This is a genomic window from Streptomyces sp. NPDC046876, assembly GCF_040645035.1.
Classification (GTDB): Bacteria; Actinomycetota; Actinomycetes; order Streptomycetales; family Streptomycetaceae; genus Streptomyces.
Map to the genome: position 1 here is coordinate 31,657 of NZ_JBEYXK010000014.1, position 26,403 is coordinate 58,059.

General features: G+C 71.2%; 21 protein-coding genes and 1 pseudogene. 16 read left to right on the forward strand and 6 right to left on the reverse strand.

Features of this window, described 5'->3' with window-relative positions; genetic code table 11:
- Nucleotides 1-44: 44 nt before the first annotated feature.
- Nucleotides 45-1,409 (reverse strand): alkaline phosphatase, encoded by a 1,365-nt coding sequence (locus ABZ924_RS11140; protein ID WP_361906906.1) that lies wholly within the window; start codon nucleotides 1,407-1,409, stop codon nucleotides 45-47.
- 243 nt (nucleotides 1,410-1,652) lie between these two features.
- The gene (locus tag ABZ924_RS11145) at nucleotides 1,653-2,372 is read right to left on the reverse strand and encodes a TetR/AcrR family transcriptional regulator (protein ID WP_361906908.1); all 720 of its coding nucleotides are present in this window, start codon (nucleotides 2,370-2,372) and stop codon (nucleotides 1,653-1,655) included.
- Between the two features lie 87 nt (nucleotides 2,373-2,459).
- Here ABZ924_RS11145 and ABZ924_RS11150 point away from each other — a divergent pair, with 87 nt between their 5' ends.
- Nucleotides 2,460-2,819 carry a darcynin family protein gene (locus ABZ924_RS11150; RefSeq protein WP_361906910.1) on the forward strand — a complete coding sequence of 120 codons (360 nt, stop codon included), beginning with the start codon at nucleotides 2,460-2,462 and terminating at the stop codon, nucleotides 2,817-2,819.
- 117 nt (nucleotides 2,820-2,936) lie between these two features.
- The gene (locus ABZ924_RS11155) at nucleotides 2,937-3,290 is read left to right on the forward strand and encodes a hypothetical protein (protein ID WP_361907066.1); all 354 of its coding nucleotides are present in this window, start codon (nucleotides 2,937-2,939) and stop codon (nucleotides 3,288-3,290) included.
- A 137-nt stretch (nucleotides 3,291-3,427) separates the two neighbouring features.
- Here the strand turns inward: ABZ924_RS11155 and ABZ924_RS11160 are convergent.
- Together ABZ924_RS11160 and ABZ924_RS11165 are read right to left on the reverse strand one after the other, a co-directional pair.
- Nucleotides 3,428-3,547, reverse strand: a pseudogene (locus ABZ924_RS11160) (ferredoxin); the annotation flags it as partial.
- Nucleotides 3,544-4,737 carry a cytochrome P450 gene (locus ABZ924_RS11165; RefSeq protein ID WP_361906912.1) on the reverse strand — a complete coding sequence of 398 codons (1,194 nt, stop codon included), beginning with the start codon at nucleotides 4,735-4,737 and terminating at the stop codon, nucleotides 3,544-3,546. The pseudogene ABZ924_RS11160 and the gene ABZ924_RS11165, both read right to left, overlap by 4 nt.
- A 513-nt stretch (nucleotides 4,738-5,250) precedes the next feature.
- Between ABZ924_RS11165 and ABZ924_RS11170 the strand changes: the two genes are divergently transcribed.
- Entirely contained in the window at nucleotides 5,251-6,654 is a 1,404-nt protein-coding gene (locus ABZ924_RS11170) for a sulfatase (RefSeq protein ID WP_361906913.1), read from the forward strand.
- Between the two features lie 81 nt (nucleotides 6,655-6,735).
- Complete coding sequence (locus ABZ924_RS11175; RefSeq protein WP_361906915.1) at nucleotides 6,736-7,641, forward strand: formylglycine-generating enzyme family protein; 906 nt, start codon at nucleotides 6,736-6,738, stop codon at nucleotides 7,639-7,641.
- Nucleotides 7,642-7,713: 72 nt separating this feature from the next.
- Here the strand turns inward: ABZ924_RS11175 and ABZ924_RS11180 are convergent, their stop codons facing one another.
- Nucleotides 7,714-9,951 (reverse strand): sulfatase-like hydrolase/transferase, encoded by a 2,238-nt coding sequence (locus ABZ924_RS11180; protein WP_361906917.1) that lies wholly within the window; start codon nucleotides 9,949-9,951, stop codon nucleotides 7,714-7,716.
- Nucleotides 9,952-10,194: 243 nt separating this feature from the next.
- Here ABZ924_RS11180 and ABZ924_RS11185 point away from each other — a divergent pair, with 243 nt between their 5' ends.
- On the forward strand, nucleotides 10,195-12,042 hold the full coding sequence (locus ABZ924_RS11185) for a glycoside hydrolase family 15 protein (RefSeq protein ID WP_361906919.1): 1,848 nt from the start codon (nucleotides 10,195-10,197) through the stop codon (nucleotides 12,040-12,042).
- A 92-nt stretch (nucleotides 12,043-12,134) separates the two neighbouring features.
- Nucleotides 12,135-13,493 carry an MFS transporter gene (locus tag ABZ924_RS11190; RefSeq protein WP_361907060.1) on the forward strand — a complete coding sequence of 453 codons (1,359 nt, stop codon included), beginning with the start codon at nucleotides 12,135-12,137 and terminating at the stop codon, nucleotides 13,491-13,493.
- Between the two features lie 27 nt (nucleotides 13,494-13,520).
- On the opposite strand, the gene ABZ924_RS11195 is transcribed toward ABZ924_RS11190, so the two are convergent.
- Entirely contained in the window at nucleotides 13,521-14,087 is a 567-nt protein-coding gene (locus tag ABZ924_RS11195) for an isochorismatase family cysteine hydrolase (RefSeq protein WP_361906921.1), read from the reverse strand.
- Nucleotides 14,088-14,211: 124 nt separating this feature from the next.
- On the opposite strand from ABZ924_RS11195, the gene ABZ924_RS11200 reads away from it, so the two are divergent.
- The 10 genes from ABZ924_RS11200 to ABZ924_RS11245 all read left to right on the forward strand — a co-directional run bounded on the left by ABZ924_RS11200 (nucleotide 14,212) and on the right by ABZ924_RS11245 (nucleotide 26,395).
- Complete coding sequence (locus ABZ924_RS11200; protein ID WP_361906923.1) at nucleotides 14,212-15,288, forward strand: YhjD/YihY/BrkB family envelope integrity protein; 1,077 nt, start codon at nucleotides 14,212-14,214, stop codon at nucleotides 15,286-15,288.
- A gap of 115 nt (nucleotides 15,289-15,403) precedes the next feature.
- The gene (locus tag ABZ924_RS11205) at nucleotides 15,404-15,670 is read left to right on the forward strand and encodes a DUF4235 domain-containing protein (RefSeq protein WP_361906924.1); all 267 of its coding nucleotides are present in this window, start codon (nucleotides 15,404-15,406) and stop codon (nucleotides 15,668-15,670) included.
- A 147-nt stretch (nucleotides 15,671-15,817) separates the two neighbouring features.
- Nucleotides 15,818-16,357, forward strand: a complete 540-nt coding sequence (locus ABZ924_RS11210; RefSeq protein ID WP_361906926.1) for an EF-hand domain-containing protein — start codon at nucleotides 15,818-15,820, stop codon at nucleotides 16,355-16,357.
- 79 nt (nucleotides 16,358-16,436) lie between these two features.
- Entirely contained in the window at nucleotides 16,437-18,053 is a 1,617-nt protein-coding gene (locus ABZ924_RS11215; protein WP_361906928.1) for an FAD-dependent oxidoreductase, read from the forward strand.
- A 321-nt stretch (nucleotides 18,054-18,374) separates the two neighbouring features.
- Complete coding sequence (locus tag ABZ924_RS11220; protein WP_361906930.1) at nucleotides 18,375-19,154, forward strand: alpha/beta hydrolase; 780 nt, start codon at nucleotides 18,375-18,377, stop codon at nucleotides 19,152-19,154.
- Nucleotides 19,155-19,298: 144 nt separating this feature from the next.
- Entirely contained in the window at nucleotides 19,299-19,988 is a 690-nt protein-coding gene (locus ABZ924_RS11225; protein WP_361906932.1) for a type 1 glutamine amidotransferase domain-containing protein, read from the forward strand.
- Nucleotides 19,989-20,099: 111 nt separating this feature from the next.
- On the forward strand, nucleotides 20,100-20,801 hold the full coding sequence (locus ABZ924_RS11230; protein WP_361906934.1) for a phosphoribosylanthranilate isomerase: 702 nt from the start codon (nucleotides 20,100-20,102) through the stop codon (nucleotides 20,799-20,801).
- The gene (gene upp, locus ABZ924_RS11235) at nucleotides 20,801-21,472 is read left to right on the forward strand and encodes a uracil phosphoribosyltransferase (RefSeq protein ID WP_361906936.1); all 672 of its coding nucleotides are present in this window, start codon (nucleotides 20,801-20,803) and stop codon (nucleotides 21,470-21,472) included. Before ABZ924_RS11230 ends, upp begins: the two co-directional genes overlap by 1 nt.
- 128 nt (nucleotides 21,473-21,600) lie before the next feature.
- Nucleotides 21,601-22,284, forward strand: coding sequence for an NAD(P)H-dependent oxidoreductase (locus ABZ924_RS11240; RefSeq protein WP_361906938.1), 684 nt, complete (start codon nucleotides 21,601-21,603; stop codon nucleotides 22,282-22,284).
- A 28-nt stretch (nucleotides 22,285-22,312) separates the two neighbouring features.
- A complete protein-coding gene (locus tag ABZ924_RS11245) occupies nucleotides 22,313-26,395 on the forward strand; it encodes an amino acid adenylation domain-containing protein (protein ID WP_361906940.1) in 4,083 nt (1,360 codons plus the stop codon).
- Nucleotides 26,396-26,403 lie beyond the last annotated feature (8 nt).

Here is a 26,403-nt window from a genome sequence, read left to right on the forward strand (position 1 = left end):
GGGGAGCCCGTCACCGGACTCCCCCTGACCGTGCTTCAACGGGTTCAGCGCAGGCGGAGCGCCTCGCTGATCGTGGTGAACAGGTCGGTCTGGTTCGTGACGCCGAGGACCCGGTAGGCCTGGGGGCCCTGGGCGGCGATGCGGACCTGCACGCCGGTGTGCTCCTGGGACTGGCCCGGGGTGTTGGTCGAGTAGTTGACCTTCAGCTGCTGGCCCTCGTTGGTGACGAGGGTGGAGGAGAGGCCGGGCGGGGCCGCCTCGAGCGGGACGATCTGGCTGGTGTGGCCGTGGTCGGCGGTGGTGACGACGAGGGTGTCGGGGTGCTTGGCGGCGTAGTCGCGGGCGACCTTCACCGCACGGTCGAAGGCGGCCGTCTCGCCGATCTGGCCACAGGGGTCGGCGGCGTGGTCCTGCTTGTCGATCGAGGCGCCCTCGATCTGGAGGAAGAAGCCCTGCTTGGAGTGCTTCTGCTTCTGCTTGGCCTCCAGCAGCTCGATCGCCTTCGCGGCGGAGTCGGCGAGGCTCGGGGTCGTCGCCGGACGGCCCGGGTTGGAGGTGGTGCACCGCTGCGGGTCCGTGCCGCCGACGGCGGCCGGCTTGCCGGTCCACTCCACCGGCACGTTGCCCGTGGCGAACAGGCCGAGCACCGGCTGGCCGGGCTTCACGCCCTGCAGGCCGGCGTTGTCGGTGACCACCTGGTAGCCGAGCTTCTGCGCCTGCTCGGTGACGGTGAGGCCCTTGTAGGTGCCGTCGGTGACCTTCTGGTCGAACCGCTTCTTGCCGCCGCCGAGGAGGACGTCGACCTTGTGGTTGACCGACTGCTCGGCGATGGAGCCGGGGCCGCCGGCCGCGATGGTGTCGGCGGGGCACTTGGCCATGTCGGCCGGACCCTGGCAGGAGCGGTCGGTGGTGTGGGAGGCGAGCACGGCGGGCGTGGCGTCGGTCAGCTCCGCGGTGGTGACGCTGCCGGTGGCGTAGCCCTTCTTCTGGGCCAGCTCCAGGAGGGTGGGGACGGCCTTGTCCGTGCCGGGCGTCTTGGAGATGCGGCCGTTGACCGTCTTCACGCCGGTGGCCCAGCCGGAGCCGCTGGCCGCGGAGTCGGTGACGTACTCGGGCGTGCCGTCCTCGTGGACCGCGTAGGTGGTGTAGGCCCCGGTCAGCGGGAACCTGTCCATGTTCAGGCGGCCGTTGGCGCCCACCGTGTAGTCGCGGGCAAGGGTGATCTCCGAGTCGCCCATGCCGTCGCCGATCAGCAGGATGACGTTCTTCGCCTTCCCGCCCTGGATCGCTCCGTTCGCCTGCTGCGCGGTGTCGGACGCGCCGGCGGTGGAGGTGATGGCCGCGGCGGCTGCGGTCGTGGCGACCAGGGCAGTGGCGATCGTGAGGTGTCGGCGCGTGGGCCTGCGCATGGGTACGGCTCCTTGGAACAACTGGCGTGGGGATGCAGCAATCAACAGGCGACAGACCAACAGCCCTCGGCAAATGCAAGGTGAACGGCTGGTCGTGCTGGAGTTTCCTGAGCGTGCACGCGTGGCAGCGGCACCCGCCGTTCCGTCCGGAATCGCCACATCCCTCCGGCTCTGCCGCCACTCGCCTTCGAGCGGCGCGTGGCGGTGGGTGGCGGTGGGTGAGGCCGGCGCGTCCGTGGGCCTTCAGTCGGCCGGGGCGCCCAGCGAGGTGAGGACTTCGCCGATGGTGTGCTCGAAGAGCGGCTCGGGGTCGCTGAGGGCGAAGTCGAGGTGTCCGAAGGCCTCCACGGCGACCGCCCCGTACAGCCGCGCCCAGCAGCTGACGAAGACGTAGATCACCTCCAGCGGCACGGGCTCGCCGGCCAGATGCTCGCGGACCTCCTCCAACTGCGCGGTCCAGGCCGGGTCGAGGTCGGTGGGGGCCTCGATGGTGCCGCGGCGCCAGAGCTGGACCATCAGGTCGAGGATGACCGCGCCGAACCGCCAACTCGGGTCGTGGGCCGGCGCCCCCGGTGCCGTGTCGGCGTCCGCCACCGGCTTGGCGAACAGCAGGGCGAACTCCCGGGGATGGGCCAGCGCCCAGCGGCGCAGCTCGCGGCACACCTCGCGCAGCCGCCGGCCCGGCCGGCCGGCCGGCTGCTCCTCGCGCGCCGCGGCGAGGGCGGCGGCCAGTTCGTCGTAGAGGTGCGAGACCAGCGCCTGGACCAGTTCCCGGTGGCCGGCGTAGTAGCGGTAGAGGCCGGGCGCGGTCAGGCCCATCTCGCGGGCGACGGCGCGGACGGTCACCGCGCCCGGCCCCTTCTCGACCAGCAGGCGCCGCGCGATGCGCATCGAATCGGCCAGCGCCTCCTCACGGACGCGGTGGCGACGCCTGCCCGCCGCGGTGCCCCGGGTGTCCGTCATGGGCCTGCCCTCCTCTTGACAAAGTTAACGGGTATCACTTTAGCTCTCCATAGAGTTAACGCTGTAAACAATTGCTCTGGGGGGCTCATGAAGCACGGCATCGTCCTGACCTACACGCTCACACCCCGCTGGCTGGCGCTGACGCGGGCCGAGCGCAATGACATGCGCGCCGCACACATCGAACCCGTCTTCGCCCGGTACGCGGACCGGATCACGGCCCGGTTCTTCGATGCCGAGGCCTTCAACGGCCGGTTCTCCGACTTCGCGGTCCTCGAGACCGAGGATCTGGGGGCCTACTACTTCCTCATCGAGGCCCTGCGCGACACCCCGCTCATCAGCGGCGGCTTCCTCGTCCTCGGCGAGGTCTTCGTCGGAGTGCAGGACGGCTTCCAGGCCTACGAGCGCACGCTGCTCCACACCGCTCCGGATGCCGGGACCGCCGTATGAGCGGATACGCTCGCGCAGGCGGCGCTGGCCGGCCTGTTCGTCACCGGCGACCTCGACCTGCTGGCCTGGCACTCGGCCAACGCCGACGTTCTCGCCACCCTCACCCTTCTCCAGGCGGTGGCCGCGCTGCTGGTGTGGCGGCGGACGGCCGGGCCGCGCCGGCCGCTCGCGGCGAGCGTCGCGCTCGTCGCACTGGTGGGCTTGCAGCAGGCTCTGGGTGAGGCGCGTGTCCTCGCCGCGCACCTGCCACTGGGCATGGCGATCTTCGGCAACACCATCGACATGGCCCCCGGCGAACGTTTCGACGTGATCGTCGACTTCGCCGACCACCCCGTCGGCAGCCGGATCACCCTGCGCAACACCGCCGCCAGCGGCGCGATGCGCGACGTCATGCGCTTAAAGAGGTCGTACGGGCCGCCCGGGACGCCACACATGTGCCGGACCGGCTTTCGACCACCTTCGAGGAGTTGATCCCCACCGCCGGGATGCCGTGCGGGGCTCGGCTGATCTCGCTCAGGGGGATTCCGGCTCGTTGAGGGTGATCGCCCCCGAGGGCAGACGCCGGCAGCCATCCGAGCGGCCGTGAGGTGGGCGGCGGCCGGCTCGGCCTGCAGCAGGAATACCAGGCCGTCATCGGAGTCCTGGTCGAACACCTCGGGGGCGGTCATGGCGCACATCCCGGCGCCGATGCAGCGCTCACGGTCGACGCTCAGGCGGGGCGTGCTCATTTCTCGTCCCAGGTGACCGGAAGGCTCTTCACCCCGAAGATGTCCGCGGTCTCCGGGCGCAGACGGACCTCGTCGGCAGGTACGGCCAGGCGCAGGGTGGGGAAGCGGTCGACCAGGGCGCGGAACGCCACCCGCATCTCGATACGGGCCAGCTGCTGGCCCAGGCACTGGTGGATGCCGTGGCTGAAGGCCAGGTGCCCGTCGTACGGCCGCCGGAGGTCGAGCACGTCGGGGTCGGCGAAGCGGTCGGGGTCGCGGTTGGCGGTGTTGTACGACAGGACGACCGTCGTGCCGGCCTTGATGGTCCGGCCGCCCACCTCGACGTCCTCGAGCGCCGTCCTGTGGAACGTCGTGGCGACGCTCAGGTACCGCAGCAGCTCCTCCACCGCCCCGTCGGTGAGCGCGGGGTCGGCGCGCAGTGCGGCCAGTTGCGCCGGGTTCTGCAGCAGCGCGAACGTGCCGAGGGACAGCATGTTGGCGGTGGTGTCGAAGCCCGCCGCCAGCAGGATGAGGCTGATCCCCTTCAACTCCTCGTCGGTCAGGTCGCTTTCGGTGAGCTCGCTGAGCACGTCGTCGGTGGGGTTCGCGCGCTTGGCGGCCACCAGCTCCGCGAGGTACTCCTGGGTCGCGGTGTAGGCCGCGATCAGCTCCTCGTCGCTCACCTCGCCGCCCATGAACGCGTCGATCTGCTCCTGGAAGGAGGCGCGGTCCTCGTACGGCACGCCCAGGATCTCGCAGATCACGATGGTCGGGATGGGCTTGGCGAAAGCGGTCACCAGGTCGGTCGGCGGCCCGGCCGTCTCCATGGCGTCCAGGCACTCGGTGGTGATCTGCTCGATGCGCTCGGTGAGGAGCCGCATCCGCCGCACGGTGAACTTGCCCACCAGCGGCTTGCGGTAGCGGCTGTGCTGCGGCTCGTCCATGAGAAGGAACTCGCCGGGCGGTGCTGCAGGAAGCTCGAAGTCGACGACGTTCATCAGCTCCTTGCGCGAGCTGAACCGGGGGTCGGCCAGGACCGACCTGACGAGGTCGTATCCGGTGATCACCCACCCGGGCTTCCCGCCGGGGTGGGTGTAGCGGCTGATGGGGCCGTGCCGTTGGGCCTCGGTCAGCTCGGCCGGCGGGTCGAAGGGACAGCCGCGCTGACGCTCCGTCGGCAGCGACGTGACGGTGTGGACGTACTCGCTCATGATGAGGCCTCGTCTCGCGATATGACGTGTTTGACGACATCGTGAACGCTGCGTTGCGTTCAGTTCCCCGTCAATTGCCTCAGCGTATATATCCAGGTGAGCGGCGGTAAATTGATGCAATGGTATGCAGTCGAACGCAACACATGCGTTGCAATGAATGTCGGCGAAGGCAAAGGTGACGGGCGGGACGCGGGTGGCACCCGTCGCTGACGGTCGAACTGCCGGCCATTTCATCTGCCGTACATGGAGCCGCGGTTCCGCTTCGCTTACTCTCGTCGCCATGGCAGCAGGAATCCTCACTGCGCGCCGCCACGTCGACCACGGGCGCGTGGCCAGCGCCCTCTGTACGGTCGCCCCGGCGCGCTGAGCGCGCCCTTCCCCCTACGGGATCCCCACCCGGCGGCCCCCGCCTGACTCCCGTCGCTTCGCCCTTCCCCGCACCGCAGCCGGTGGCTCGGAGCCGCCCGTCTGCCGTGCCCGCATGCGCCGACGCACCCAGGAGGAACGGACACCATGAGCGAGAACAGACGATTCCCGGTGAGCCGCCGCGGCTTTCTCGGCAGCGCAGCCGCCGCGGCGGCCGCCACAGCCGTTCCTGCCCTCGCGCAGGTTGCGGCAGCCGGCCCCGCCGCTGCCGCCGGCCGCCCCAACATCCTGCTGATCGTCACCGACGACCAGCCCAAGCACACCGAATGGGCCCTGCCCAAGACCGTCGCCTGGCTCGCCGACCAGGGCGTGAAGTTCACCAACGGCCACGTCACCACCCCGCTGTGCGCGCCGTCCCGCTCCAGCGTCTTCTCCGGCCGCCACGCCCACCACCACGGCGTCCGCAACAACAAGGCCTCGTACGCCCTCGACCAGAGCACCACCGTGCAGAAGTACCTCAAGCAGGCGGGCTACCGCACCGGCCTGTTCGGGAAGTACCTCAACTCCTGGGCCCTCGCGGACAACCCGCCGCACTTCGAGGAGTTCGCGCTCCTTCAGCCCGCATACGTCGACGCCCAGTGGAACGTCAACGGCACCGTTCAGACGATCAACGGCTACACCACGAACATCATCAAGAACCGCACGCTGAACTTCCTCGACAAGGCCGCCACCGACTCCCGGCCCTGGTTCGCCTATGTCACCCCGTACGCCTCCCACGGCCCGCGCACCCCGGAGGCGAAGTACGCCGACACCCCCGTCCCGGACTGGAACGGCCGGCCCTCGGTCCCCGAGAGCGACCGCAGCGACAAACCGGCCTACATCAAGAACGCCACCGGCACCCTCGCCGACGGCCAGGCCATCCGCGCCGAGCAGCTGCGCACCCTGCTCTCCGTCGACGACGCGGTGCAGGCCTTCAAGGACAAGCTCCAGGCCCTGGGCCAGCTGGACAACACCCTCGTCATCTACATCGGCGACAACGGCTTCAGCTGGGGCGACCACGGCTGGACCGCCAAGTCCGTTCCCTACCGCCCGGCGCACGAGGTGCCCTTCTACCTCTCCTGGCCCGCCGGCGGGCGCGGGGCGGGGACCGTGGACAACCGCATCGTCGCGAACATCGACATCGCACCGACCATCCTCGACGCAGCCGGCATCACCCCGGCCGCGCCCCAGGACGGCCGGTCCCTGCTCTCCACCTACAGCCGCGACCACCTGCTCGTGGAGTGGTGGAAGCAGGGCACGGCCACCGGGGGAGTGCCGACCTGGTCCTCGTACGTCGCCAAGGACGAGCAGTACACGGAGTACTACGACCTGACGACCGACGGGAACGGCACGGTGTCCGGTACCGGGCAAGTGAAGTTCCGCGAGTACTACGACCTGGTGAACGACCCCTACCAGCTGACCAACAAGCTCCACGAGGCCACCCCGGCCGAAGAGCAGGCCCTCGGCATCCCCGCCCTGGCCGCCCGGCTCGCCGCCGACCGCGCGGCCTGACCCGTACCACCGAAACGCCGGCCGGGCGCCCGTATCGCGAGGTACGGGCGCTCGGCCGCCCACCGTCCCGACGGAGCCGCCATGCCCGCATGCTGCACCCCCGGCCACACCCACGCCCTGACGCTCACCCTCGCGCCGCCGCCCCCTGCGCCCCCGCCCCCGCCCTCCCGCGTGGCACGGCAGCTGCTCAGCCTGCCCGGCGGCAGCTTCCTCATGGGGACCGACGACCCGGAGGGCTTCCCCGCGGATGCGGAGGGTCCGGTCCGCGAGGTGTGCGTGGAGCCCTTCCGGATCGCGGCCACGACGGTGACCAACGCCCAGTTCGCCACCTTCGTCAAGGCCACCGGCCACACCACCGACGCCGAGCGCTTCGGCTTCTCGTTCACCTTCGGGGCCTTCCTCTCCGAGGAGGTCGCGGCCGTCTCCCCGCCCGTGGCGGCCGTCCCGTGGTGGCGGGCGGTGGAGGGGGCGTCCTGGCGCCGCCCCGAGGGACCCGGCTCGCACGTCACCGAGCGGCAGAACCACCCCGTCGTCCACGTGTCCTGGAACGATGCCCAGGCGTACTGCGCCTGGTCCGGAACCCGCCTGCCCACCGAGGCCGAATGGGAGTACGCGGCCCGTGGCGGCCTGGAGCAGCGGCGCTACCCGTGGGGGGACGAGCTCCTGCCCGACGGCCGCCACATGTGCAACATCTGGCAGGGCGATTTCCCGGTGCTCGACACCGCCGCCGACGGCTACGCCGGGACCGCCCCGGTGAAGTCCTTCCGGCCCAACGGCTTCGGGCTCTACAACACCGTCGGCAACGTCTGGGAATGGTGCGCGGACTGGTTCACGCCGGGCGAGGAGACCTCGCGGGCGATGCGCGGCGGCTCGTACCTGTGCCACGACTCCTACTGCAACCGCTACCGGGTCGCCGCGCGCAGCTCCAACACGCCCGACAGCTCGACCGGCAACATCGGCTTCCGGGTGGCGGCCGGCCCCGCCTAGCCACCACCCGCAGCTGTGGCAGAGGCCGTTCCGGAACACGCCGGAACGGCCTCTGCCGCGAGCGGGCGGGGGTCAGGCCACGGTGACCCGGGCCAGGGCCCAGGAGGTGTGGTCGAAGGAGGTGCGGTTGTTGGCGTCCTCGACCACCAGCCGCAGGACGCGTACGCCGCGGACGTCCAGGTCGACCGGGACCGGGCCGCCGGCCGCCGTGAGGGTGGGGGTGGTCAGCAGCAGGCGGTCGTCGCCGTAGACCTTGGCCCGGGTGGCGCCGACGGTGCTCTGTTTGGCGGAGAAGTCGTCGATGCCGACCAGGGAGGTGAACCGTACGGCGGCGCCGCCGAGGTGGTAGGCGATGTCGCTGGGTGCGTGGACGCCCAGGCCCTTGGGGTACGTCGTACCGCCGAAGGAGATCAGCGGGCCGTCGCCGGCGGCGTTCTTGCCGTTGGAGGTGTCCCGCTCCACCGGCCCCCAGCCGTTGGTGGCGCTGATCCAGGTGAGGTCGGAGAGGTAGGAGTCGCGGGTGGGCGCCGGGGGCGGGGTCGGGACGGTGCTCGTCGCCGGATAGCGGACCGGGCCGGCCGGGGTGAGGGCGGTGCCCTCCGCGGTGACCTCCCACGTGGTCGCGGGGGCTGCGGCCGCGGGCGGGGTGACCTGCCAGGAGGCGGCCAGCCTGCCGCCGGCGGAGAGCTGGTCCGCGGTGGTCGGGGAGACGGTGGCCACGGTCCATCCGGCCGGGGCGCGCAGGGTGAGCGCGGCGCTGGTCCAGGGCCGGGCGGAACCGTTGTCCAGGGTGGCGGTCACGGTGAACGCCTGGCCCGGGACGGCCAGGGCGGGCAGCGTCAGCCGGGTCCCGAACGGGGTGCGCGGGTAGGCGTCCTTCCAGGAGGCGCGCATCAGCGCCACCAGTTCCGCGGCCTTGGAGGGGTTCTTGTCGACGACGTTGCGGGTCTCGCCGGGATCGGTGGCCAGGTCGTACAGCTCTACCTGCCACTTGTCGTCGGGGAGGGCGTGGTCGCGTTCGGGGGCGAAGCGTACGGCCTTCCAGTCGTCCCGGCGGAGCGCCTCGGCGAGCCAGGTGGCGCGCTTGGCGTCCTCGGCGTTGGCCCGGCTGGTGACGCCGAGTTCGTCGCGGAACCAGTACAGGTGTCCGTGGCGGGCCGAGTCGGCGCTGCCGGCGAGCAGGGGAGCGGCGGAGAGTCCGTCCACGTCGGTGGGGGCGGGGGCGCCGCCGAGCTCGGCGAGGGTGGGAAGGACGTCGGTCAGCGGGGTGGGGCGGTTGCTCGTGCCCTGCTGGACCCGGCCCGGCCCCCAGGCGATGAGGGGGATGCGTACGCCGCCCTCGTAGAGGTTGCGCTTGTAGCCGCGCAGCGGGCCGTTGGCGTCGAACAGGTCGGGGTTGACCCCGCCCTCCTCGTGGGGGCCGTTGTCGCTGGTGACGAGGACGACGGTGTCCTGCTCCAGGCCGAGGGAGCGGAGCCGGTCGACCACCTTGCCGACCAGCGAGTCGAAGTAGCTGACCTGAGCCGCGTGCCCCTTGTTCGCGGCCGTCCAGGACCGGTCGGCGTACGCGCTGGTGTCGGGAACATCGCTGGGGGCGTGCGGGACGTTCGGCGTGAGCAGGAGGAGGAAGGGTTCGCCGGCGTGGGCGTCGATGAACTCCAGGGCGTGCTGTTCGAGGAGGTCGGGAGCGTACACCGCCTTCACGCCGCCGGCGTTGGCGGGGATGGGTTCCTTGGCGTCGTTGTGCCAGAGGTACTCGGGGTAGTACTGGTGGGCGTGGCTGTGGTCGATGTAACCGTAGAACTCCTCGAACCCGCGGGCGGCCGGATGGCTGTCCTGTCCGGCGGCCTCAGGGCCGAAGCCCCACTTGCCGATCACGGCCGTGCGGTAGCCGCGGGCCTGCAGCACCTGGGCGAACGTGGTGTCGGTCGAGGTGAGCGACCCCTGCCCGCCGGACGAGGGGTTGGCGCGGACCGTGGAGTGGCCGGTGTGGAGGCCGGTCAGCAGGGAGCAGCGGGAGGGCGCGCACACGGCGGCGGTGGAGTACGCGTCGGTGAAACGCAGCCCCTCCGCGGCGAGCCGGTCCAGGCGGGGCGTGGTGATCAGCTTCTGGCCGTAGGCGCCGAGTTCGCCGTACCCGAGGTCGTCGGCGAGGACGACGACGAAGTTCGGCGGCCTGGTGCCGGCTTGGGCCGTTGTCTCCGGGGCCGCCACCGCGGCCGTCGCCTGCTCCGCCACGGCGGCGTTTGCAGTGACGGCCAGACCGAGCGCGGCGGTCGAACCGGCCAGGAACGTACGGCGGGTGGACATGGGTGAGTGCTCCTCGGGGTTGTCTGCGGGCGTCCTGCCGATCATGGGGCGGCCACCGCGCCACGACCATGCACGGGGCATGAAGAACGTGTGACGGCGCTCGGCTCCCGTTCCGGGATGCGGTGACCCGGAGGGGGAGGTGAGCATGGAGGGGCGGCTGTCCACCCACGACATGTCGCGGGGCTCGCCGGGACCGGCGGTGCTCGGCGCCCCCGGCGGCGCGGTCTCCTGACAGGAGGGACCATGAACGACTACCCCCTGATCGCGGATCACGGCTTGGTGGGTGACCTGCAGACGGCGGCCCTGGTCACCTCCGACGGGACGGTGGACTGGTGGTGCACGCCGCGGTTCGACTCGCCGAGTCTGTTCGCGTCGCTGCTCGACAGCGACCGCGGGGGCCACTGCCGCCTCGCCGCCGATGTCGGGGACCGGGCCACGGTGCGCCAGCTGTACCTGCCGGACACGCCGATCCTCGTCACCCGGTGCATGGCCGAGGAGGGCGTCGGAGAGGTCATCGACTTCATGGAGCCCATCTCCGCGCCTGCTGCCGCCGCCCGGCACCGGCTGGTCCGGGTCGCCCGGGTCGTCCGCGGCGCCCTGCCCTTCGAGCTGCTGTGCCGGCCCCGCTTCGACTACGGCCGGGCCGCGCACACCCTCGGCGGCCTCGACGACGGCAGCTTCGTCTTCCACGGCCCCGACACCGGCCTGCACGTCCAGGCGACCGCCCCCGTCCTGCTCCACGCCGACGGCTCGGACGTCTCCGCCCGTTTCACCCTGCGCGCCGGGGAGAGCGCCGCCGTGGTCCTCACCAGCGAAGCGGCCGAGCCGGGCGTGCGCAGCGAGCGCCCCGGCGGGCCACCGCCGACCATCGAGGAGGTGACGGAGGCGTTCGACGCCTGCCGTGACTTCTGGCTCGGCTGGCTGCGGTCCTGCCGCTACAAGGGCCGCTGGCACGAGATGGTCGTCCGCTCCGCGATCACCCTCAAACTGCTCACCTACGCCCCCACGGGCGCCCCCATCGCGGCGGCCACGATGGGCCTGCCCGAGCAGATCGGCGGCGAGCGCAACTGGGACTACCGCTACACCTGGGTGCGCGACGCGTCACTGTCGGTGCGCGCGCTGATCGACCTGGGCTTCACCGCCGAGGCGGAGGCCTTCCGCCGGTGGATGCGCGAGCGCCTGGAGGCCGGCGGCACCGCCTCCGGGGAACCGCTGCAGATCATGTACCGGGTGGACGGCGAGCCGCACCTGACCGAGGAGGTCCTCGAGCATCTGGAGGGCTACCGGCGTTCCGCCCCCGTCCGGGCCGGCAACGCGGCGGCCGACCAGATCCAGCTCGACATCTACGGCGAAGCCGCGTACGCCATCGCCCAGACCGACGACATCGGCGGCATCCGCGGCTGGCGGGTGTTCGCCGGCCTCATCGACTGGTTGTGCGACCACTGGGACCGGCCGGACGAGGGCATCTGGGAGACCCGCGGCGGCCGTCAGGACTTCACCTACAGCCGGCTGATGACCTGGGTCGCCCTCGACCGGGCGATCCGCCTGGCCACCGCTCACGCCCGCCCCACCGACCTCTCCCGTTGGCTCGAGACCCGTGACGCCGTCTTCCGGCAGGTCGTCGAGCGCGGCTGGAGCGAGGAGCGCGGCGCCTTCGTCCAGCACTACGACACCGATGTCCTGGACGCCTCACTGCTGCTGATGCCCCGGGTCGGATTCCTGTCGCCCACCGATCCGGACTGGCTCAGCACCCTGGACGCCATGACCGACGAGCTCGTCAGCGACAGCCTCGTCTACCGCTACGACCCGCAGGCCTCACCCGACGGCCTGCGCGGTTCCGAGGGCACCTTCAGCCTGTGCAGCTTCCTGTACGTCGAGGCCCTGGCCCGCTCCGGCCGCGTGCACCAGGCCCGCTACGCGTTCGACAAGATGCTCACCTACGCCAACCACGTCGGCCTGTTCGCCGAGGAGATCGGCCCGTCCGGAGAGCAGCTCGGGAACTTCCCGCAGGCCTTCACCCATCTCGCGCTCGTCGCCGCAGCCCTCGCACTCGACGAGGAACTCGACCGCGCCGAACGCCCGGGCGTCTGATCCGCCCGCCGGGAAGAGAGGCCAGGTCCGTGACCGAAGACCCCGCCGTCAACCCGCACGCCGACCCCGCCCGGTCGGGTGCCGGCACGCGGATGCTCGCACCGCTCGCGCTGGCGCAGTTCATCTGCAGCTTCGCCGGCTCGAACATGAACGTGATGATCAACGACATCAGCCGCGACCTCGACACCACGGTGCAGGGCGTGCAGGTCGCGATCACCCTGTTCCTGCTGGTCATGGCCGCCCTCATGATCCCCGGAGGCAAGGCGACCGACCGGTTCGGACGCAAACGCTGCTTCCTCACCGGCCTGGCCGTCTACGGCGTCGGCGCGCTCCTCAGCGCCGCCGCGCCCGGACTCGGCGTGCTGATCCTCGGCAACTCCATCCTCGAAGGCGTGGGCACGGCCCTGCTCATCCCTCCGGTCTACATCCTCACCACGCTGCTGTTCACCGACCTGACCTCGCGCGCCCGCGCCTTCGGAGTCATCATGGCCGCCGGCGGTGTCGGTGCGGCCGCGGGACCGCTGATCGGCGGGCTGATCACCTCCGCGATCAGCTGGCGCGCCGCGTTCGTCTTCCAGGCCCTGATCATCGTGCTGATCATCGCCCTGAGCCGGTCGATCGCCGACCCGCTGCCACCCGACCCCGACCGGCACTTCGACGTCCGCGGCGCCGTCCTGTCCGCCGCCGGGCTGGTCCTGATCGTCATGGGCATCCTCGCCGCCGACAACAACCTGTGGCTCATGCTCGGCCTGCTCGCCGCCGGCATCCTCTTCCTGGCCTGGTTCGTGCACTGGATCCGCCGGGAGGAGCGCGCCGGAACGGAACCGCTGCTGTCCACCAGCCTCTTCCGCAACCGCACCTCCAACCTCGGCCTGGTCACCCAGAACGCCCAGTGGCTGCTGCTCATGGGCACGTCGTTCACCGTCGCCACCTACCTGCAGGTCGTACGCGGCTACGACGCCATCCAGACCGGCATCATCTTCACCGCCGCCACCCTCGGGCTGCTCGTCTCCTCGCTCGCCGCGGAACGCCTCGCCCGGCGCCTTCCCCAGCGGACCCTGATCATCGCCGGGTTCGCCCTCGCCGTCGTCGGCATCGCCGCCCTGATCAGCCTGGTCGCCGGAGCGCCGAGCGCCTGGGCGTTCGCTCCCGGTCTGCTGCTGATCGGCCTCGGCCTGGGCGTCATGCTCACGCCGTCCGTGAACGTGGTCCAGTCCGCCTTCCCCGAGGACCGGCAGGGCGAGATCTCCGGGCTGTCCCGGAGCATCTCCAACCTCGGCTCCTCCTTCGGCACGGCCATCGCCGGCACCATCCTCGTCGCGGACCTCACCGAGAACGCCTATGCCGCCGCCATGGCCAGCCTCGCCCTCGCCGCCCTGATCGGCCTCGCCACCGCCACACGACTCCCGCGCACCACCCCGCCCGCGAACACGGCGCAACCCGGAGCGTGACTCGCGCCCGGTCAGGAACCGGCCCGGTCAGGAACCGGACGGCGGTGGCCACGGTGGCTGCTGGGCGCCGAGGAGGTGCGCGCCCATGTTCTGCTCCATCATCCGCAGCGCGGCCTCGGCGAGGTCCGCATGGATGTGGGCGACCGCGGCCGTGGGAACGACGACGTCGAGGTGGCGGATGTGCGCGTCGAGGGCGGAGTACAGCACGCACTGCTCGGTGACCTGGCCCACCAGGATCAGGCGGGCGATGTCCATGGTGCCCAGCAGGTACGCGAGCGGCGTCTCGTAGAAGACGGAGTGGCGGGCCTTGAGCACGAAGAGGGAGTCCCCGTCAGGCAGGACCGGCTCCACCAGTTCCGGATGCTCACCCGCCATGGCGGCGTCGACGATCTGCCCGTGGTGGGAGCGCCACTGCCCGAAGTTGTCGTTCGCGTAGATGACCGGCACGTCGGCGGCGCGGGCCGCGGACACCACCTCCACGACAGCGGGCAGTGCCGCGCGGACGGAGGGAACGAGGAGATCGGCGTCCTGGTGTCGGTAGGGGTTGAGCATGTCGGTGACCACGACGGCCGTGTGCTGCAGGGCGTTGTCCATGCCCCGAATCTGACCTGCGCAGTCCTCTGCGCGGCCCACGCCACGCCGCGGCGGTCGATACGACGCCGGGGGTTCGGTTCCATCTCCCGCGCATGGGTGCGGCCGGAGTGGAAAAGCGCTGGCTATGAGGCGCACAGGAAGACCCGACCAGGATGACGACCGCCGGCCGCCGGACGCGGCCCGAGAGGGCGGACCGGGCCACGATGACGTCGTGGGTACGGACCGGCAGGTGGAGGACCGGCAGGTGGAGGAACGGACGCCCGATCGGCTGTCGCAGTTGCCCGAGCGGTCGTGGAAGGCGGTGCTGCGCGGGACGCTGAAGGAGTTCAAGGACGACGAGCTGGCGGACCGGGCGGCGGCGCTGACCTACTACGGGATACTGGCCCTGTTCCCGGCGCTGCTGGTGCTCGTGTCCCTGCTCGGGGTCGCGGGAGAGTCGGCGACGAAGCAGGTGCTGGACAACCTGCGAAGGCTCACCCCCGGCGCGGCACGCGACGTGATCAGCAATGCGATCCAACAACTGCAGGGCCACAGCGGAGTCGGATCCCTGCTGGCCGTCGTCGGCCTCGCCGTCGCGATCTGGTCCGCCTCCGGGTACGTCGCCGCGTTCATCCGCACGTCGAACGCCGTCTACGACATGCCGGAAGGACGCCCGGCGTGGAAGATCCTCCCGCTGCGGCTGGCCCTCACGGTCACGCTCATGGTCCTCGCCGTCGCCGGATCCCTGATCGTGGTGTTCACCGGAGCCCTGGCCCGGCAGGCGGGGTCGGCGCTGGGAATGGGGGACACCGGGATGACGGTGTGGTCGATCGCGAAGTGGCCGGTCCTGGTCCTGCTCGTCACGCTCATGATCGCGCTCCTGTACTGGGCCGCGCCGAACGCCAAGGGCCGCGGCTTCAGATGGATCACCCCGGGCAGCCTCCTGGCGCTGGTGATCTGGATGGCCGCCTCGGCCGGGTTCGCGTTCTACGTCGCGAACTTCGGCTCGTACAACAAGACGTACGGCACCCTGGCCGGCGTGATCATCTTCCTGGTGTGGCTGTGGATCACCAACCTCGCCATCCTCCTGGGTCTGGAGTTCGACGCCGAGATGGCCCGCCAGAGGGCCGTCGCGGGCGGCCACCCCGCGGACGAGGAGCCGTACGTCGAGCCGCGCGACACGCAGAAGTGGAGCGAGGAGGAGCGCAGACGCCTGGACTGAGCCCGGCTCCCTCCCGGGCCCCCGCAGATGATCGACGGCGTCAAGGCCGACGAGACCACGGAGAAGGTGCAGCGATGACCCAGCACTCCCCGGGCGAGAAGTCCCGGAGTCACCGATGAAGGCCTCCGCGATCGCCTACAAACCCGTCGGGCTGGCACTCGGCGCGGCCAGCGGCCTGATCGCCGGAGCGGCCTTCAAACAGGCGTGGAAGATGATCGGCCACGAAGACGACGCACCCGACGCCACCGACGAGCAGCGCACCTGGCAGGAGGTCCTGTTCGCCGCGGCCCTACAAGGGGCGATCTTCGCCGTGGTGAAGGCCGCCGTGGACCGGGCGGGAGCCGCCGCCACCCGGCGGCTGACCGGCACCTGGCCCGGCTGAATCCGCGCCGCCCCGAGTGCCGGCCCCGCCTCGCCGCCACCCGATCGAATCCCCCGCCCGGGGGATCTCGGAAGGGGTGGCAGCGATCTATGCTTCCTCAGGCACGCAACGTGATCAAGTGAATCCGCAGAGTGAGAGGGGCTTGGCGTGAACCTGCTGGACATCAAGCTGGACCGGTCGTTCGACGTCTTCGATTCGGACCGCAAGGGGCAGCTGCAGCGATCGGACGTCCTGGCGGTTTCGGACAGGCTCGCGGAATCACTGGGTGTGGCACCCGATTCCGTGGCCGGGCTCAGGGATTCCCTCGGCGGTCTCTGGGACACCGTGTTCCACACGATGGACCGCAACGGCGACGGCGCCGTCGACCGGCAGGAGCACCGGGCCGCGTTCCGGGCGCGGATCGTCAGCGACCAGAACAGGATCTGGGACCGGATCAGGAACCTGAGCAACGCCTGGACCGCGCTCGGCGACCGCGACGGCGACGGCATGCTGAGCCGCGACGAGTACACGTCCCTGCTCCACGGCATGTTCAGGCTGCCCCGCCAGACGTTCGACGAGGCGTTCAGCGCGCTCGACCGCGACGGCGACGGGCAGCTGAGCCGTGACGAGATCAGCGTCGCGATGAAGGAGTACTACACCAGCCAGGACCACGCGGCACGCGGCAACCAATTCTTCGGACGACTCTGATCTCGCCAGAGACGTAACGGTCCTCGGCTCGTTGACCGGAGAGGCAGCTCACCGATCAACACACCCAGGAGGACCTCTCATGGTCGAAGCCGCACTGCCGGTGATCCTTCTCGCGGATCCCGATCCGCTCCGTCGGCACGAGACGGCCGAGCTGGTACAGCGCTGGTACCGGGCGTCCTTCCGGGTCCTGCAGGTCGGCGGGTTGGCCGAGGCGGGGCGCGTGCTGCAGTCGCTGGCCGAGCGGAACGTGCCCGTCTCCGCGGTCGTCGCCGACGAGGACCCGGGGCGGTACGCCGCACAGCACCCGCACACGCGCTGGTTGTCGCTCGCCGAGGACGGCTCGGCGCCGCTCGACCCGTCCGTCGTGGCCGTCGACCGGGAACGCGACGCGGACGGGAGCGGTACGGGCCTGGCCGAGCGCCTCCGGGCCGCCCTCGACGACTCCCTGTGCACCTGGAACGCCGAGCACCGCGGCGACCTGCCCACCGCCGAGGTGCGCGGGTACCGCTTCTCGCCGGCCGCCTACGCGATCCGCGACTTCCTCGGCCGCAGCGGTGTCATCTTCCGCTGGGTGCCGGAGGAGGGCAGGGGGGACGCGCCGGTGACCGTCCGGCTGGGCGACGGCACCGAGCTGGTCGATCCGTCGATCAGTGAGCTGGCCGACCGACTCGGCCTCATCCGGCCGGCCGAGCACGAGCACTACGACGTCGCGGTGATCGGGGGCGGCCCCGGCGGCCTGTCCACGGCCGTGTACGCCGCCGCCGAGGGCATGAGCGTGGTCGTCATCGAGGACGACGCCCCCGGCGGCCAGGCGGGATCGACCTCCAGGATCGAGAACTACCTGGGCTTCCCCGTCGGCCTCACCGGCGGCGACCTCGCGCAGCGCGCGCTGCAGCAGGCCCTCCGGGCCCGCGTCGAATGGCAGCCCACCCGTGTCGCCACCCGGCTGGCTCCCACGGACCGGGGAGACCACACCGTCTCGTTCGTCAAAGCGGGCACGGACGAGTCCGCTTCGGTCTCGGCGGCCGCCGTGGTGGTGGCCACGGGTGTGGAATGGAACCGGCTGGCCGGCCCGGGAGTCGAGCGGCTCCTCAACTCGGGCGTGTATTACGGCGCGTGCCTGTCCGACGCGCCCTCGGCCGCCGGCGAGGACGTCTACATGGTGGGCGCGGGCAACTCCGCCGGGCAGGCGGCCCTCTACTTCGCCCGCTACGCCCGCTCCGTCACCCTGCTCGTCCGAGGCGCCGATCTCGGCGCCTCCATGTCGAACTACCTGGTCCGGCGCATCGAGCGGACCCCGGGCCTGCGCGTCCTGCTCGGTACCGAGGTGGCCGAATGCCTGGGCGAGACCACGCTCACCGGGCTCCGGCTGCGCGACCGCGCCGGGGGCGAGCGCACCGTCCCGGCGCAGTGCCTGTACGTCCTGATCGGCGGCCGCCCGTCGACGGACTGGCTCGGCGGCGTCCTCAAGCTGGACGACCGCGGGTACGTGCTGACCGGCAGCGGCGGCGCCGGCCCCGACGCCATGCCGATGGAGACCAGCCTGCCGGGGGTCTTCGCCGTGGGCGACGTACGGTCGGGCTCGGTCAAGCGGGTCGGAGCCGCGGTGGGCGAAGGGGCTGCTGTGGCTCAATGCCTGGTCGAATACCGCCGTCAACATCCCGGGCTATTTCAGGACGCCGGCGCCATGCGGTGACCGTTGATCTCCGATAATCGATCCGGCTGATTCCCGCGTGTTTATCGATCTTCCTTTGCGGTCGTTGTGCATTTCCGATCGGGATAGCCGGGCGTCGAACCGTTCTTGAGCGGTGCAGGTTGACTGGGGCGCCTGGCGTAGCTGATTCTGCTTCGGGTGACCGGGGGCTCGTCCCGTCGGACGGGCCCCGACTCCCCGCTTTCAGCAGAATCCACGGGGCCGCAGGAATTTCTCCGTACCGCCGCGCGCATCTCCGTCCCAATTCCTTTCGGATTTGCTCGTCCGAGTATTCTTTCACGTCGTCACAGGAGGCGATTCGCCATGCCCGCGATATCCGTCGGTAATTCGCGCATCCACTACACCGTGACCGGCGAGGGTCCGGCCCTGGTGCTGGTGCACGGCGTGGGCAAGGGCGGCCAGGTCACCTTCGGCCACCTCGTCGAGGAGTTCGCCCGCCGCAACACCGTCATCCTTCCCGAGCTGTCCGGCAGCGAGACGGCCACGGACGACGGCACGCCGCTGACGGTGGAGCAGCTCGCCGACGAGGTCGCCGCCGTGATCGAACATGCCGGCCTCGGCCCCGTGGACCTGGTGGGCTTCTCCCTCGGCGGGGCCGTCGTGGCCGCCACGGCCGCCCTCCACCCCGAGCGCGTTCGCCGCCTGATCCCCGTCGGCGGCCTGGTCAAGTCGGACCTCTACATCGAGAACCTGATCGGTCTGACCCTGAGTCAGAAGCACGACCCGAAGGCCTTCGGCCGCGTGCTCAGCACCACCGCCTTCAGTCCGCGCTACATCCGCAGCCAGGCCAGCCTGAGCGACGTGGAGGACCTCGGCGCCGAGCTGAGCCCCTCCGACGGCCGCATCCGCCAGCTCGAGCTGCTCGTCCGGGTGGACATCCGCGACCTGGTCGGGAAGGTCCGCGCCGAGACCCTCGTCCTGGCTCCCTACCCGGACGCCGCGGTGCCCGCCGAGCACTCCCGTGAGCTGGCCGCCGCCATCCCGAACGCGTCGTACACCGAGATCGACAGCGGCCACATGGTGATCTTCGAGAAGCCGGTCGAATTCGTGAAGCTGGTCCAGGACTTCATCCACCAGGCCTGACCGCCGCCCGGCACGACCCGGCACGACCCGGCAGGGCCCGGCAGGGCCCGGCAGGGCCCGGCACGACCTGGCAGGGCCCGAGGCGGCCCACCCCGCCCTTCACCACCATCCCGGGCGCACTCCGCGCCGATTCCAGGAGGAAGCATGGCCAAGATCCTGCTTGCCGTCAGCAGCCACGAGACCTTGGGGGACACCGGCAACCGGACGGGCTACAGCGTCTCCGAGGCGGCCCACCCCTACAACGTCTTCATCGACGCCGGCCACGAGGTCGACTTCGTCTCCGTGCGTGGCGGCGAGCCGCCGGCCGTCGTCTTCGACGGCGAGGAGGACGACTCGGAGATCGTCGGCTTCCTGGCCGACGACACCGTCAAGGCCAAGCTCGTGGCGACCCGCCGGGCGGCCGACGTGGACCCCGCCGAGTACTCCGCGATCTTCTACGTCGGCGGCCACGGTGCCATGTGGGACTTCCCCGACTCCCCGGACCTGGCCCGCATCGCCCTGGACATCCACGGCCGCGGCGGCGTCGTCTCCGCCGTCTGCCACGGCCCGGCCGCCCTGGTCAACCTGAGCCTGCCCGACGGCGCCCCCCTCGTGCGCGGCAAGCGCGTCGCCTCCTTCAGCAACGAGGAGGAGAACTCGCTCGGCCTCGTCGAGGTCATGCCCTTCCTCCTCGAGGACCGGCTGAAGGAGGCCGGGGCGCTGCACGCCAAGGCGCCCCTGTACGAGGCCCACACCGAGAGCGACGGCCGGGTCATCACCGGGCAGAACCCCGCCTCCGCCGCCCCCGTGGCGCGGCTCGTCGTCGCCGAGCTCGCGACCGCCGCGGGCCGCTGACCCGGAGACGGCCATCCGGTCCCCCGTCCCGGTTCCACCGCCGACCTCCGGCGGACGCACCCCATCGCAGATCGGCCCCGGCCCGGACCGCCGCGGCCCGAGGAGGCAGACATGTACGGCTTGATCCAGGTCGCGGGCGTCATCGACCAGTCCGAGGCCGACCTCATCATCGAGGAGGGCGCGGACTGGCTCGGCTTCGCGCTGCGCCTTCCGGCCAAGAACGAGGACCTGTCGGAGGCCGAGGCCGCGGCCATCGTCAAGGCGATCCAGCCCGACACCAAGGGCGTCATCATCACCTATCTGACCGATGCCGACGACATAGCCGGCTTCTGCGCCGAGATGGGCGTCGGTGCGATCCAGCTCCACGGCGACGTGACCCCCGCCGAGCTGCGCCGGCTGCGGAGCCTCGCCCCGGACCTCTACGTCCTCAAGAGCCTCGTGGTGAAGACGGACAACATGGAAGAGCTGCGCGAGGTCGTCGCGACCTCCGCCGATTGGGTTGACATGTTCATTACCGACAGCTTCAACCCGGCCACCGGAGCCAAGGGGGCGACCGGGCTGACCCACGACTGGAGCGTCAGCGCCGAACTCGCCAGGATCTCGCCCAAACCCCTGATGCTGGCCGGCGGGCTCACCCCGGAGAACGTCGCCGCGGCCATCGAGGCCGTCCGCCCCGCCGCCGTGGACGCGCACACCGGCCTGGAGGACCCCGCCACCCGGCGCAAGGACCGCCAGAAGGTGCGCACCTTCGTACGGGAGGCCCGCGCCGCCTTCGCCCGGGTCGCCGCGCAGGACGGACGGAGCGGGTCCTGATGGCCACGTACACCGAGCCGCCGCGCGGCGTCACCCACCTCCTGCCCCAGACCAACCGGCTGCGCGCCCAGCACTCGATCATCCGCGACCACCGGGCCCGCAGGGAGGAGTTCGTCCCCGCCGCGCACCGCATCATCCGCGGACTCCTCGACGCCGCGCTGGACCAGATCCCCTACGAGCCCCGCGACGTGCGCACCCCGGTCGGGCGGATCTACCACGGCCTGGCCCCGGCCACCCCGGTCTACGGCGTGTCCATCGCCCGGGCCGGTGACAGCATGGAGTCCGAGCTGCGCGCCATGGCGCCCGAGACGCGCCTGGGCAAGATCCTGATCCAGCGGGACAAGGTCACCAAACTCCCGCACCTGCACTACGCGGCGCTGCCCGCCGGCATCGACCGCGGCCACGTGCTGCTCCTCGACCCCATGCTCGCCACCGGCGGCACCGCGCTGGCCGCGATCGGCGTACTGCTCGACCACGGAGTGCCCGAGGAGCACGTCGTCTTCGTGAACCTGCTCTCCGCCCCCGAAGGGATCAAGGCCGTCCACGACCGCCATCCCGCGGTGCGGATCGTGACCTCCTCCATCGAGGAACGCCTCAACGAGAACGCGTTCATGCTCCCCGGCATCGGTGATTTCGGCGACCGCTACTTCGGGACCGACGTCCCGGCCTAAAGCGCCCTTCCCCGTCGGAGCGTGCGGGGCTGCGGACCCCCGCGACCCCGCCGCTGCGACCTCGCGGCCCTACGCCACCGCATCTCATCGCCTGCATCGCATTGCATTGCCACCCAGGAGGACTCCCCATGTCCACCGCCGACACATCCTCGTCGACGACCAGGATCTCGATCGTCTACTACTCGGGCACCGGAAACATCCACAAGCTCGCCGTGGCCGCGGAGGAGGCCGCCGCCAAGGCCGGCGCCGAGGTCCGGCTGCGCCGGGTCGCCGAGTACGTCGAGGCGTCCCTGGCCCCCGAGTTCACCGAATGGACCGAAGCGTGGCGGGAGAACGCCGGGGCCACCGCGGCCGTTCCCACGGCCACTGCCGACGACCTCGACTGGGCCGACGCGATCCTGCTCGGCGGCCCGGGCCGGTTCGGAATGATCGCCGCGCCGCTCAAGCACTTCATCGACCTCGCCTGGCCCCTCAACGCGCGCGGCGGCCTGGCGGGCAAGGTCATGTCCTCGTTCACCTCGACGGGCGCCCCGCACGGCGGACAGGAGGCGACCATCCTGTCGCTCAACACCGTCTTCTACCACTGGGGCGGGATCATCGTGCCGCCCGGCATCACCGACGACATCATGACGGCGCCCAGCAACGGCAACCCGTACGGCGTCAGTTCGGTCTCCGGCCGGCAGGCGGTCCCGGGCCGGCTGGCGGAGAACGTCACCGAGGACAACCTCGCCGCCATGGCCCACCAGACCCGCCGCATGCTCGAGGTCGCCGACGCGCTGCGAAGGGGCCGGAGCGCCGGGGCCGACCGGTGACCACCCACGCATACCCAGGGGGACTCACATGACGACCGACGCGGCCGGCCGGAGCCCGGCCATCCGCCCGTTGCTGACCGAACTGCTCCTGCGCACCGCCGCCGAACGCCCGGACGACACGGCGGTGATCGGCGGCGAGGAGCACACGACCTTCGCCGAGCTGGTCGCAAGGAGCCGAGGACTGGCCGGGCGACTGCGGGAGCTCGGCGTGGGCGCCGACCACTGCGTGGGGCTGTTCACCGAGCCCTCGTCCGACGTGGTGACCGGCGTCTGGGGCATCCTGTTCGCGGGCGGCGCCTATCTGCCGCTCGCCCCGGAGTACCCCGAAGAGCGACTGCGCTACATGATCGAGCACTCCGGTGCGAAGGTCATCGTCACCCAGGGACACCTCGTCGAGCGCCTGGCGGCGCTGGCCCCCGCGGACACCGTGATCGTGCGGGTCGAGGAGGCCCGCCCGGGGGACCCCGGCGCGGACGCCGACATCGACCCCGGCTCCCTCGCGTACGTCATCTACACCTCGGGCAGCACCGGCCGCCCCAAGGGCGTCATGATCGAGCACCGGAGCATCGCCCACCAGATGTCCTGGCTGCGGGCCGCCCACGGAATCGACCGCACCCGGACCGTCCTGCAGAAGACGCCGATCAGCTTCGACGCCGCCCAGTGGGAGATCCTCGCCCCGGCCGTCGGCGCCGCCGTCGTGGTGGGCGCAGCCGGCATCCACCGGGACGCCGAACGGCTGGTGCAGGCGGTCAGGGCCCATGCGGTGACCACGCTCCAGTGCGTCCCGACCCTGCTCCAAGCGCTCCTGGACACCGAGGAGTTCGACTCCTGCGTCTCGCTGGAACAGGTCTTCACCGGCGGCGAGGCCCTCTCCAGGCCCTTGGCGCGCACGTTCCTGGAGACACTCCCGGACTGCGATCTGATCAACCTCTACGGACCGACCGAGTGCACGATCAACTCGTCGTCCTTCACCGTGTCCCGGTCCACGGTCGGAGACGGCCCACACTCCATCTCCATCGGCGCCCCGGTCGACGCCACCGAATACCACATCCTCGGCCCCGACCTGACCGAACGGGCCGTGGGCGAGATCGGCGAGCTGTACATCGGCGGCGTCCAGGTCGCGCGCGGCTACCTGCACCGGCCCGACCTGACCGGGCAGCGGTTCACGGACAACCCCTTCGGCCCCGGGCGGCTCTTCCGCACCGGCGACCTCGCCTACTGGAACGCCGACGGCACCGTCCAGTTCACCGGCCGCGCCGACAACCAGGTCAAACTGCGCGGGTTCCGGGTGGAGCTCGACGAGATCAGACTCGCCATCGAGACCCACGACTGGGTCCGGCACGCGGCCGTACTGGTCAAGGACGACCCGAGGACGGGCTTCCAGAACCTGATCGCCTGCGTCGAGCTCGACCCGAAGGAAGCCGCCCTGATGGACCAGGGGAGCCACGGCGCGCACCACCGGTCCAAGGAGAGCAAGCTCCAGGTCAAGGCCCAGCTGTCCAACCCGGGCATACGGTCCGCGGCCGAGCTCGCCGGCCTCCCCGTCCTCGAGCTGCCCGGCCGCACGGCCACGCCGGACCAGCGCAGCCTCGCCTTCGCCCGCAAGACCTACCGCTTCTACGAGGGCGCCGCCCCGGTGGCCGAGGCCGACCTGCTGAAGCTCCTGGCCCGCCGCCCCGCCGCCGTGCGCGGGCGGGAGCTCACGGAGCTGGACACCGACGGGCTCGGCGCGATCCTGCGCCACCTCGGGCCGCACCTGAGCCCGGAGCGGCTGCTCCCCAAGTACGCCTACGCCTCGCCCGGTTCCCTCTACGCCGCCCAGGTGTACCCGGAGATCACCGGCTTCCCGGGCGTCCGCTCGGGCATCCACTACCACCATCCGGTCGACCACCGGCTGGTGCTGGTCCGCGAGCTCCCCGAGCAGCGGGACGCAGCCGCGGGTCCCCGGGTCCGGGTGCACTTCCTCGGCCGGCGCTCCGCCATCGAGCCCGTCTACAAGAAGAACATCAGGGAGGTCCTGGAGATCGAGGCCGGCCACATCGTCGGACTCCTCGAGGAGGTCCTGCCGCAGTACGGCCTCGACGTCGAAGCCGCCCCGTTCGCCCCGGAGGTCAAGGCCGCGCTGCGGGTCGCCGACGAGGACCACTACATCGGCGCCTTCGACTGGGTGCCCTACCGGGGCCCCCGCACGGACGAGGGCCTCGAGCTGTACGTGCAGATCCACCCCGGCAGGGGGCTGGACCGGCCGGCCGGGCAGTACCTGTACGAGGGCGACCGGCTGCGCTTCGTCTCCCCGGACCTGGTCCTGCGCAAGCACGTCATCGCGATCAACCAGGCCGTGTACGACCGGGCGGGCTTCGGGATCTCGGTGATCAGCCGAGGCCCGCAGGAGTGGCGGCGCTACATCGACCTCGGCCGCACGCTCCAGCGCCTGTCCATGAACGAGCTCGACATCGGCTTCATGTCCTCCGGGTACAGCTCCCGAGGGGGCGACGACCTGCCCTCCGCCCGGCGGATCGACGGCATCCTGCGCGAGCTCGGCCGGCCCGGCGGCGCCTCGTACTTCTTCGTCGGCGGCCGCGTGAGCCAGGAGCAGCGGCGCCACGAAGGCATGCGGGAGGACGCGGTCCACATGCGGGGGCCCGCGGAGCTGATCCGCGACGACCTCGTCAACTACCTGCCGGACTACATGATCCCGAACAAGGTCGTCGTTCTCGACGCGCTGCCGACCACCGCCAACGGCAAGATCGACGTCAAGGCCCTCGCCGCCTCCGACACGGTGGACGTGGGGGTGGCCGACCGCCCCTTCGTGGCCCCCCGGGACGAGACCGAGCGCCGCGTGGCCGCGCTGTGGAAGCAGGCGATGAAGCAGGAGAGCGTCTCCGTTCAGGACGACTTCTTCGCGTGCGGCGGCAACTCGCTCCTCGCCGTCGGCCTGATCAACCGGATCAACCGCGCCTTCGGGGCGGGCCTGCCGCTGGAGGTCATCTTCACCTCGCCGACCGTGGAGGGGCTGGCCCGCCGGATCACCGGCGGGCCGGCGGGGGACACCTCGCGCCTGGTGCCCTTGCAGCGGGAGGGTTCCGGGCGGCCCGTCCACTGCTGGCCCGGTCTGGGCGGCTACCCCATGAACCTGCGCCTCCTGGGCGAACGGCTGGGCACGGACCGGCCCTTCCTCGGGGTGCAGGCCCACGGGATCAACCCGGGCGAGGCCCCGTACAGCACGATCAGGGAGATGGCGGCCGAGGACGTCAAGGCCATCAGGAAGGCCCAGCCCGAGGGCCCGTACACGCTGTGGGGCTACTCCTTCGGCGCCCGGGTCGCCTTCGAGAGCGCGTACCAGCTGGAGCAGGCCGGCCACACCGTCGACCACCTCTTCCTGATCGCCCCCGGGTCGCCCAAGGTCCGGGGCGAGGGCGGCGCGGCCGGCGGGGAGCGCACCGCCGGCTACACCGACAGGGCCTACGTGACGATCCTCCTCTCGGTCTTCACGGGCACGATCAGCAGCCCCCTGCTGGAGAAGTGCCTCGCCGTGGCCGAGGACGACGAGGGTTTCGCCCGCTTCATCAGCGAGAACCTCCCGGACCTCGACACCGAGCTGGTGCGCCGGATCGTCCGGGTCGTCGGGACCACCTTCGAGTTCAGCTACACCTTCCGCGAACTGCGGGAGCGACGGATCTCGGCGCCCGTCACCGTCTTCAAGGCGCGGGGGGACGAGTACTCGTTCCTCGACGCCAGCAGCGGCTACTCCTGCGCCCCGCCGACCGTCGTCGAGTTGGAGGCCGACCACTACTCCCTGCTCAGGGCGCCGGACGTGGACGAGCTCGTGACCGCCATCCGCCGGCGCCTGGACCCCCGGAAGGACACCGTCATGCCACACGTCAACATCAAGCACTTTCCGACGGCGCTCAGCGACGAGCAGCATTCCGAGCTGCTGTCGGCGGTGACCAAGGCCGTCACCGACGCCTTCGGCTGCGACGCGGGGGTGGTGTCCATCGCGGTCGAGCCGATCGACAAGGAGCTCTGGAACGAGGAGGTCTACATCCCGGAGATCGTGGGCCGCAGGCACATCCTCGGCAAGGTACCGAACTACGGCCCCGACACCGACTGATGAAGACG

Coding starts and splice junctions, on each gene's coding strand:
- ABZ924_RS11140 (WP_361906906.1), bottom strand. CDS start 1,409: ATGCGCAGGCCCACGCGCCGACACCTCACGATCGCCACTGCCCTGGTC.
- ABZ924_RS11145 (WP_361906908.1), bottom strand. CDS start 2,372: ATGACGGACACCCGGGGCACCGCGGCGGGCAGGCGTCGCCACCGCGTC.
- ABZ924_RS11150 (WP_361906910.1), top strand. CDS start 2,460: ATGAAGCACGGCATCGTCCTGACCTACACGCTCACACCCCGCTGGCTG.
- ABZ924_RS11165 (WP_361906912.1), bottom strand. CDS start 4,737: ATGAGCGAGTACGTCCACACCGTCACGTCGCTGCCGACGGAGCGTCAG.
- ABZ924_RS11170 (WP_361906913.1), top strand. CDS start 5,251: ATGAGCGAGAACAGACGATTCCCGGTGAGCCGCCGCGGCTTTCTCGGC.
- ABZ924_RS11175 (WP_361906915.1), top strand. CDS start 6,736: ATGCCCGCATGCTGCACCCCCGGCCACACCCACGCCCTGACGCTCACC.
- ABZ924_RS11180 (WP_361906917.1), bottom strand. CDS start 9,951: ATGTCCACCCGCCGTACGTTCCTGGCCGGTTCGACCGCCGCGCTCGGT.
- ABZ924_RS11185 (WP_361906919.1), top strand. CDS start 10,195: ATGAACGACTACCCCCTGATCGCGGATCACGGCTTGGTGGGTGACCTG.
- ABZ924_RS11190 (WP_361907060.1), top strand. CDS start 12,135: ATGCTCGCACCGCTCGCGCTGGCGCAGTTCATCTGCAGCTTCGCCGGC.
- ABZ924_RS11195 (WP_361906921.1), bottom strand. CDS start 14,087: ATGGACAACGCCCTGCAGCACACGGCCGTCGTGGTCACCGACATGCTC.
- ABZ924_RS11200 (WP_361906923.1), top strand. CDS start 14,212: ATGAGGCGCACAGGAAGACCCGACCAGGATGACGACCGCCGGCCGCCG.
- ABZ924_RS11205 (WP_361906924.1), top strand. CDS start 15,404: ATGAAGGCCTCCGCGATCGCCTACAAACCCGTCGGGCTGGCACTCGGC.
- ABZ924_RS11215 (WP_361906928.1), top strand. CDS start 16,437: ATGGTCGAAGCCGCACTGCCGGTGATCCTTCTCGCGGATCCCGATCCG.
- ABZ924_RS11220 (WP_361906930.1), top strand. CDS start 18,375: ATGCCCGCGATATCCGTCGGTAATTCGCGCATCCACTACACCGTGACC.
- ABZ924_RS11225 (WP_361906932.1), top strand. CDS start 19,299: ATGGCCAAGATCCTGCTTGCCGTCAGCAGCCACGAGACCTTGGGGGAC.
- ABZ924_RS11230 (WP_361906934.1), top strand. CDS start 20,100: ATGTACGGCTTGATCCAGGTCGCGGGCGTCATCGACCAGTCCGAGGCC.
- upp (WP_361906936.1), top strand. CDS start 20,801: ATGGCCACGTACACCGAGCCGCCGCGCGGCGTCACCCACCTCCTGCCC.
- ABZ924_RS11240 (WP_361906938.1), top strand. CDS start 21,601: ATGTCCACCGCCGACACATCCTCGTCGACGACCAGGATCTCGATCGTC.
- ABZ924_RS11245 (WP_361906940.1), top strand. CDS start 22,313: ATGACGACCGACGCGGCCGGCCGGAGCCCGGCCATCCGCCCGTTGCTG.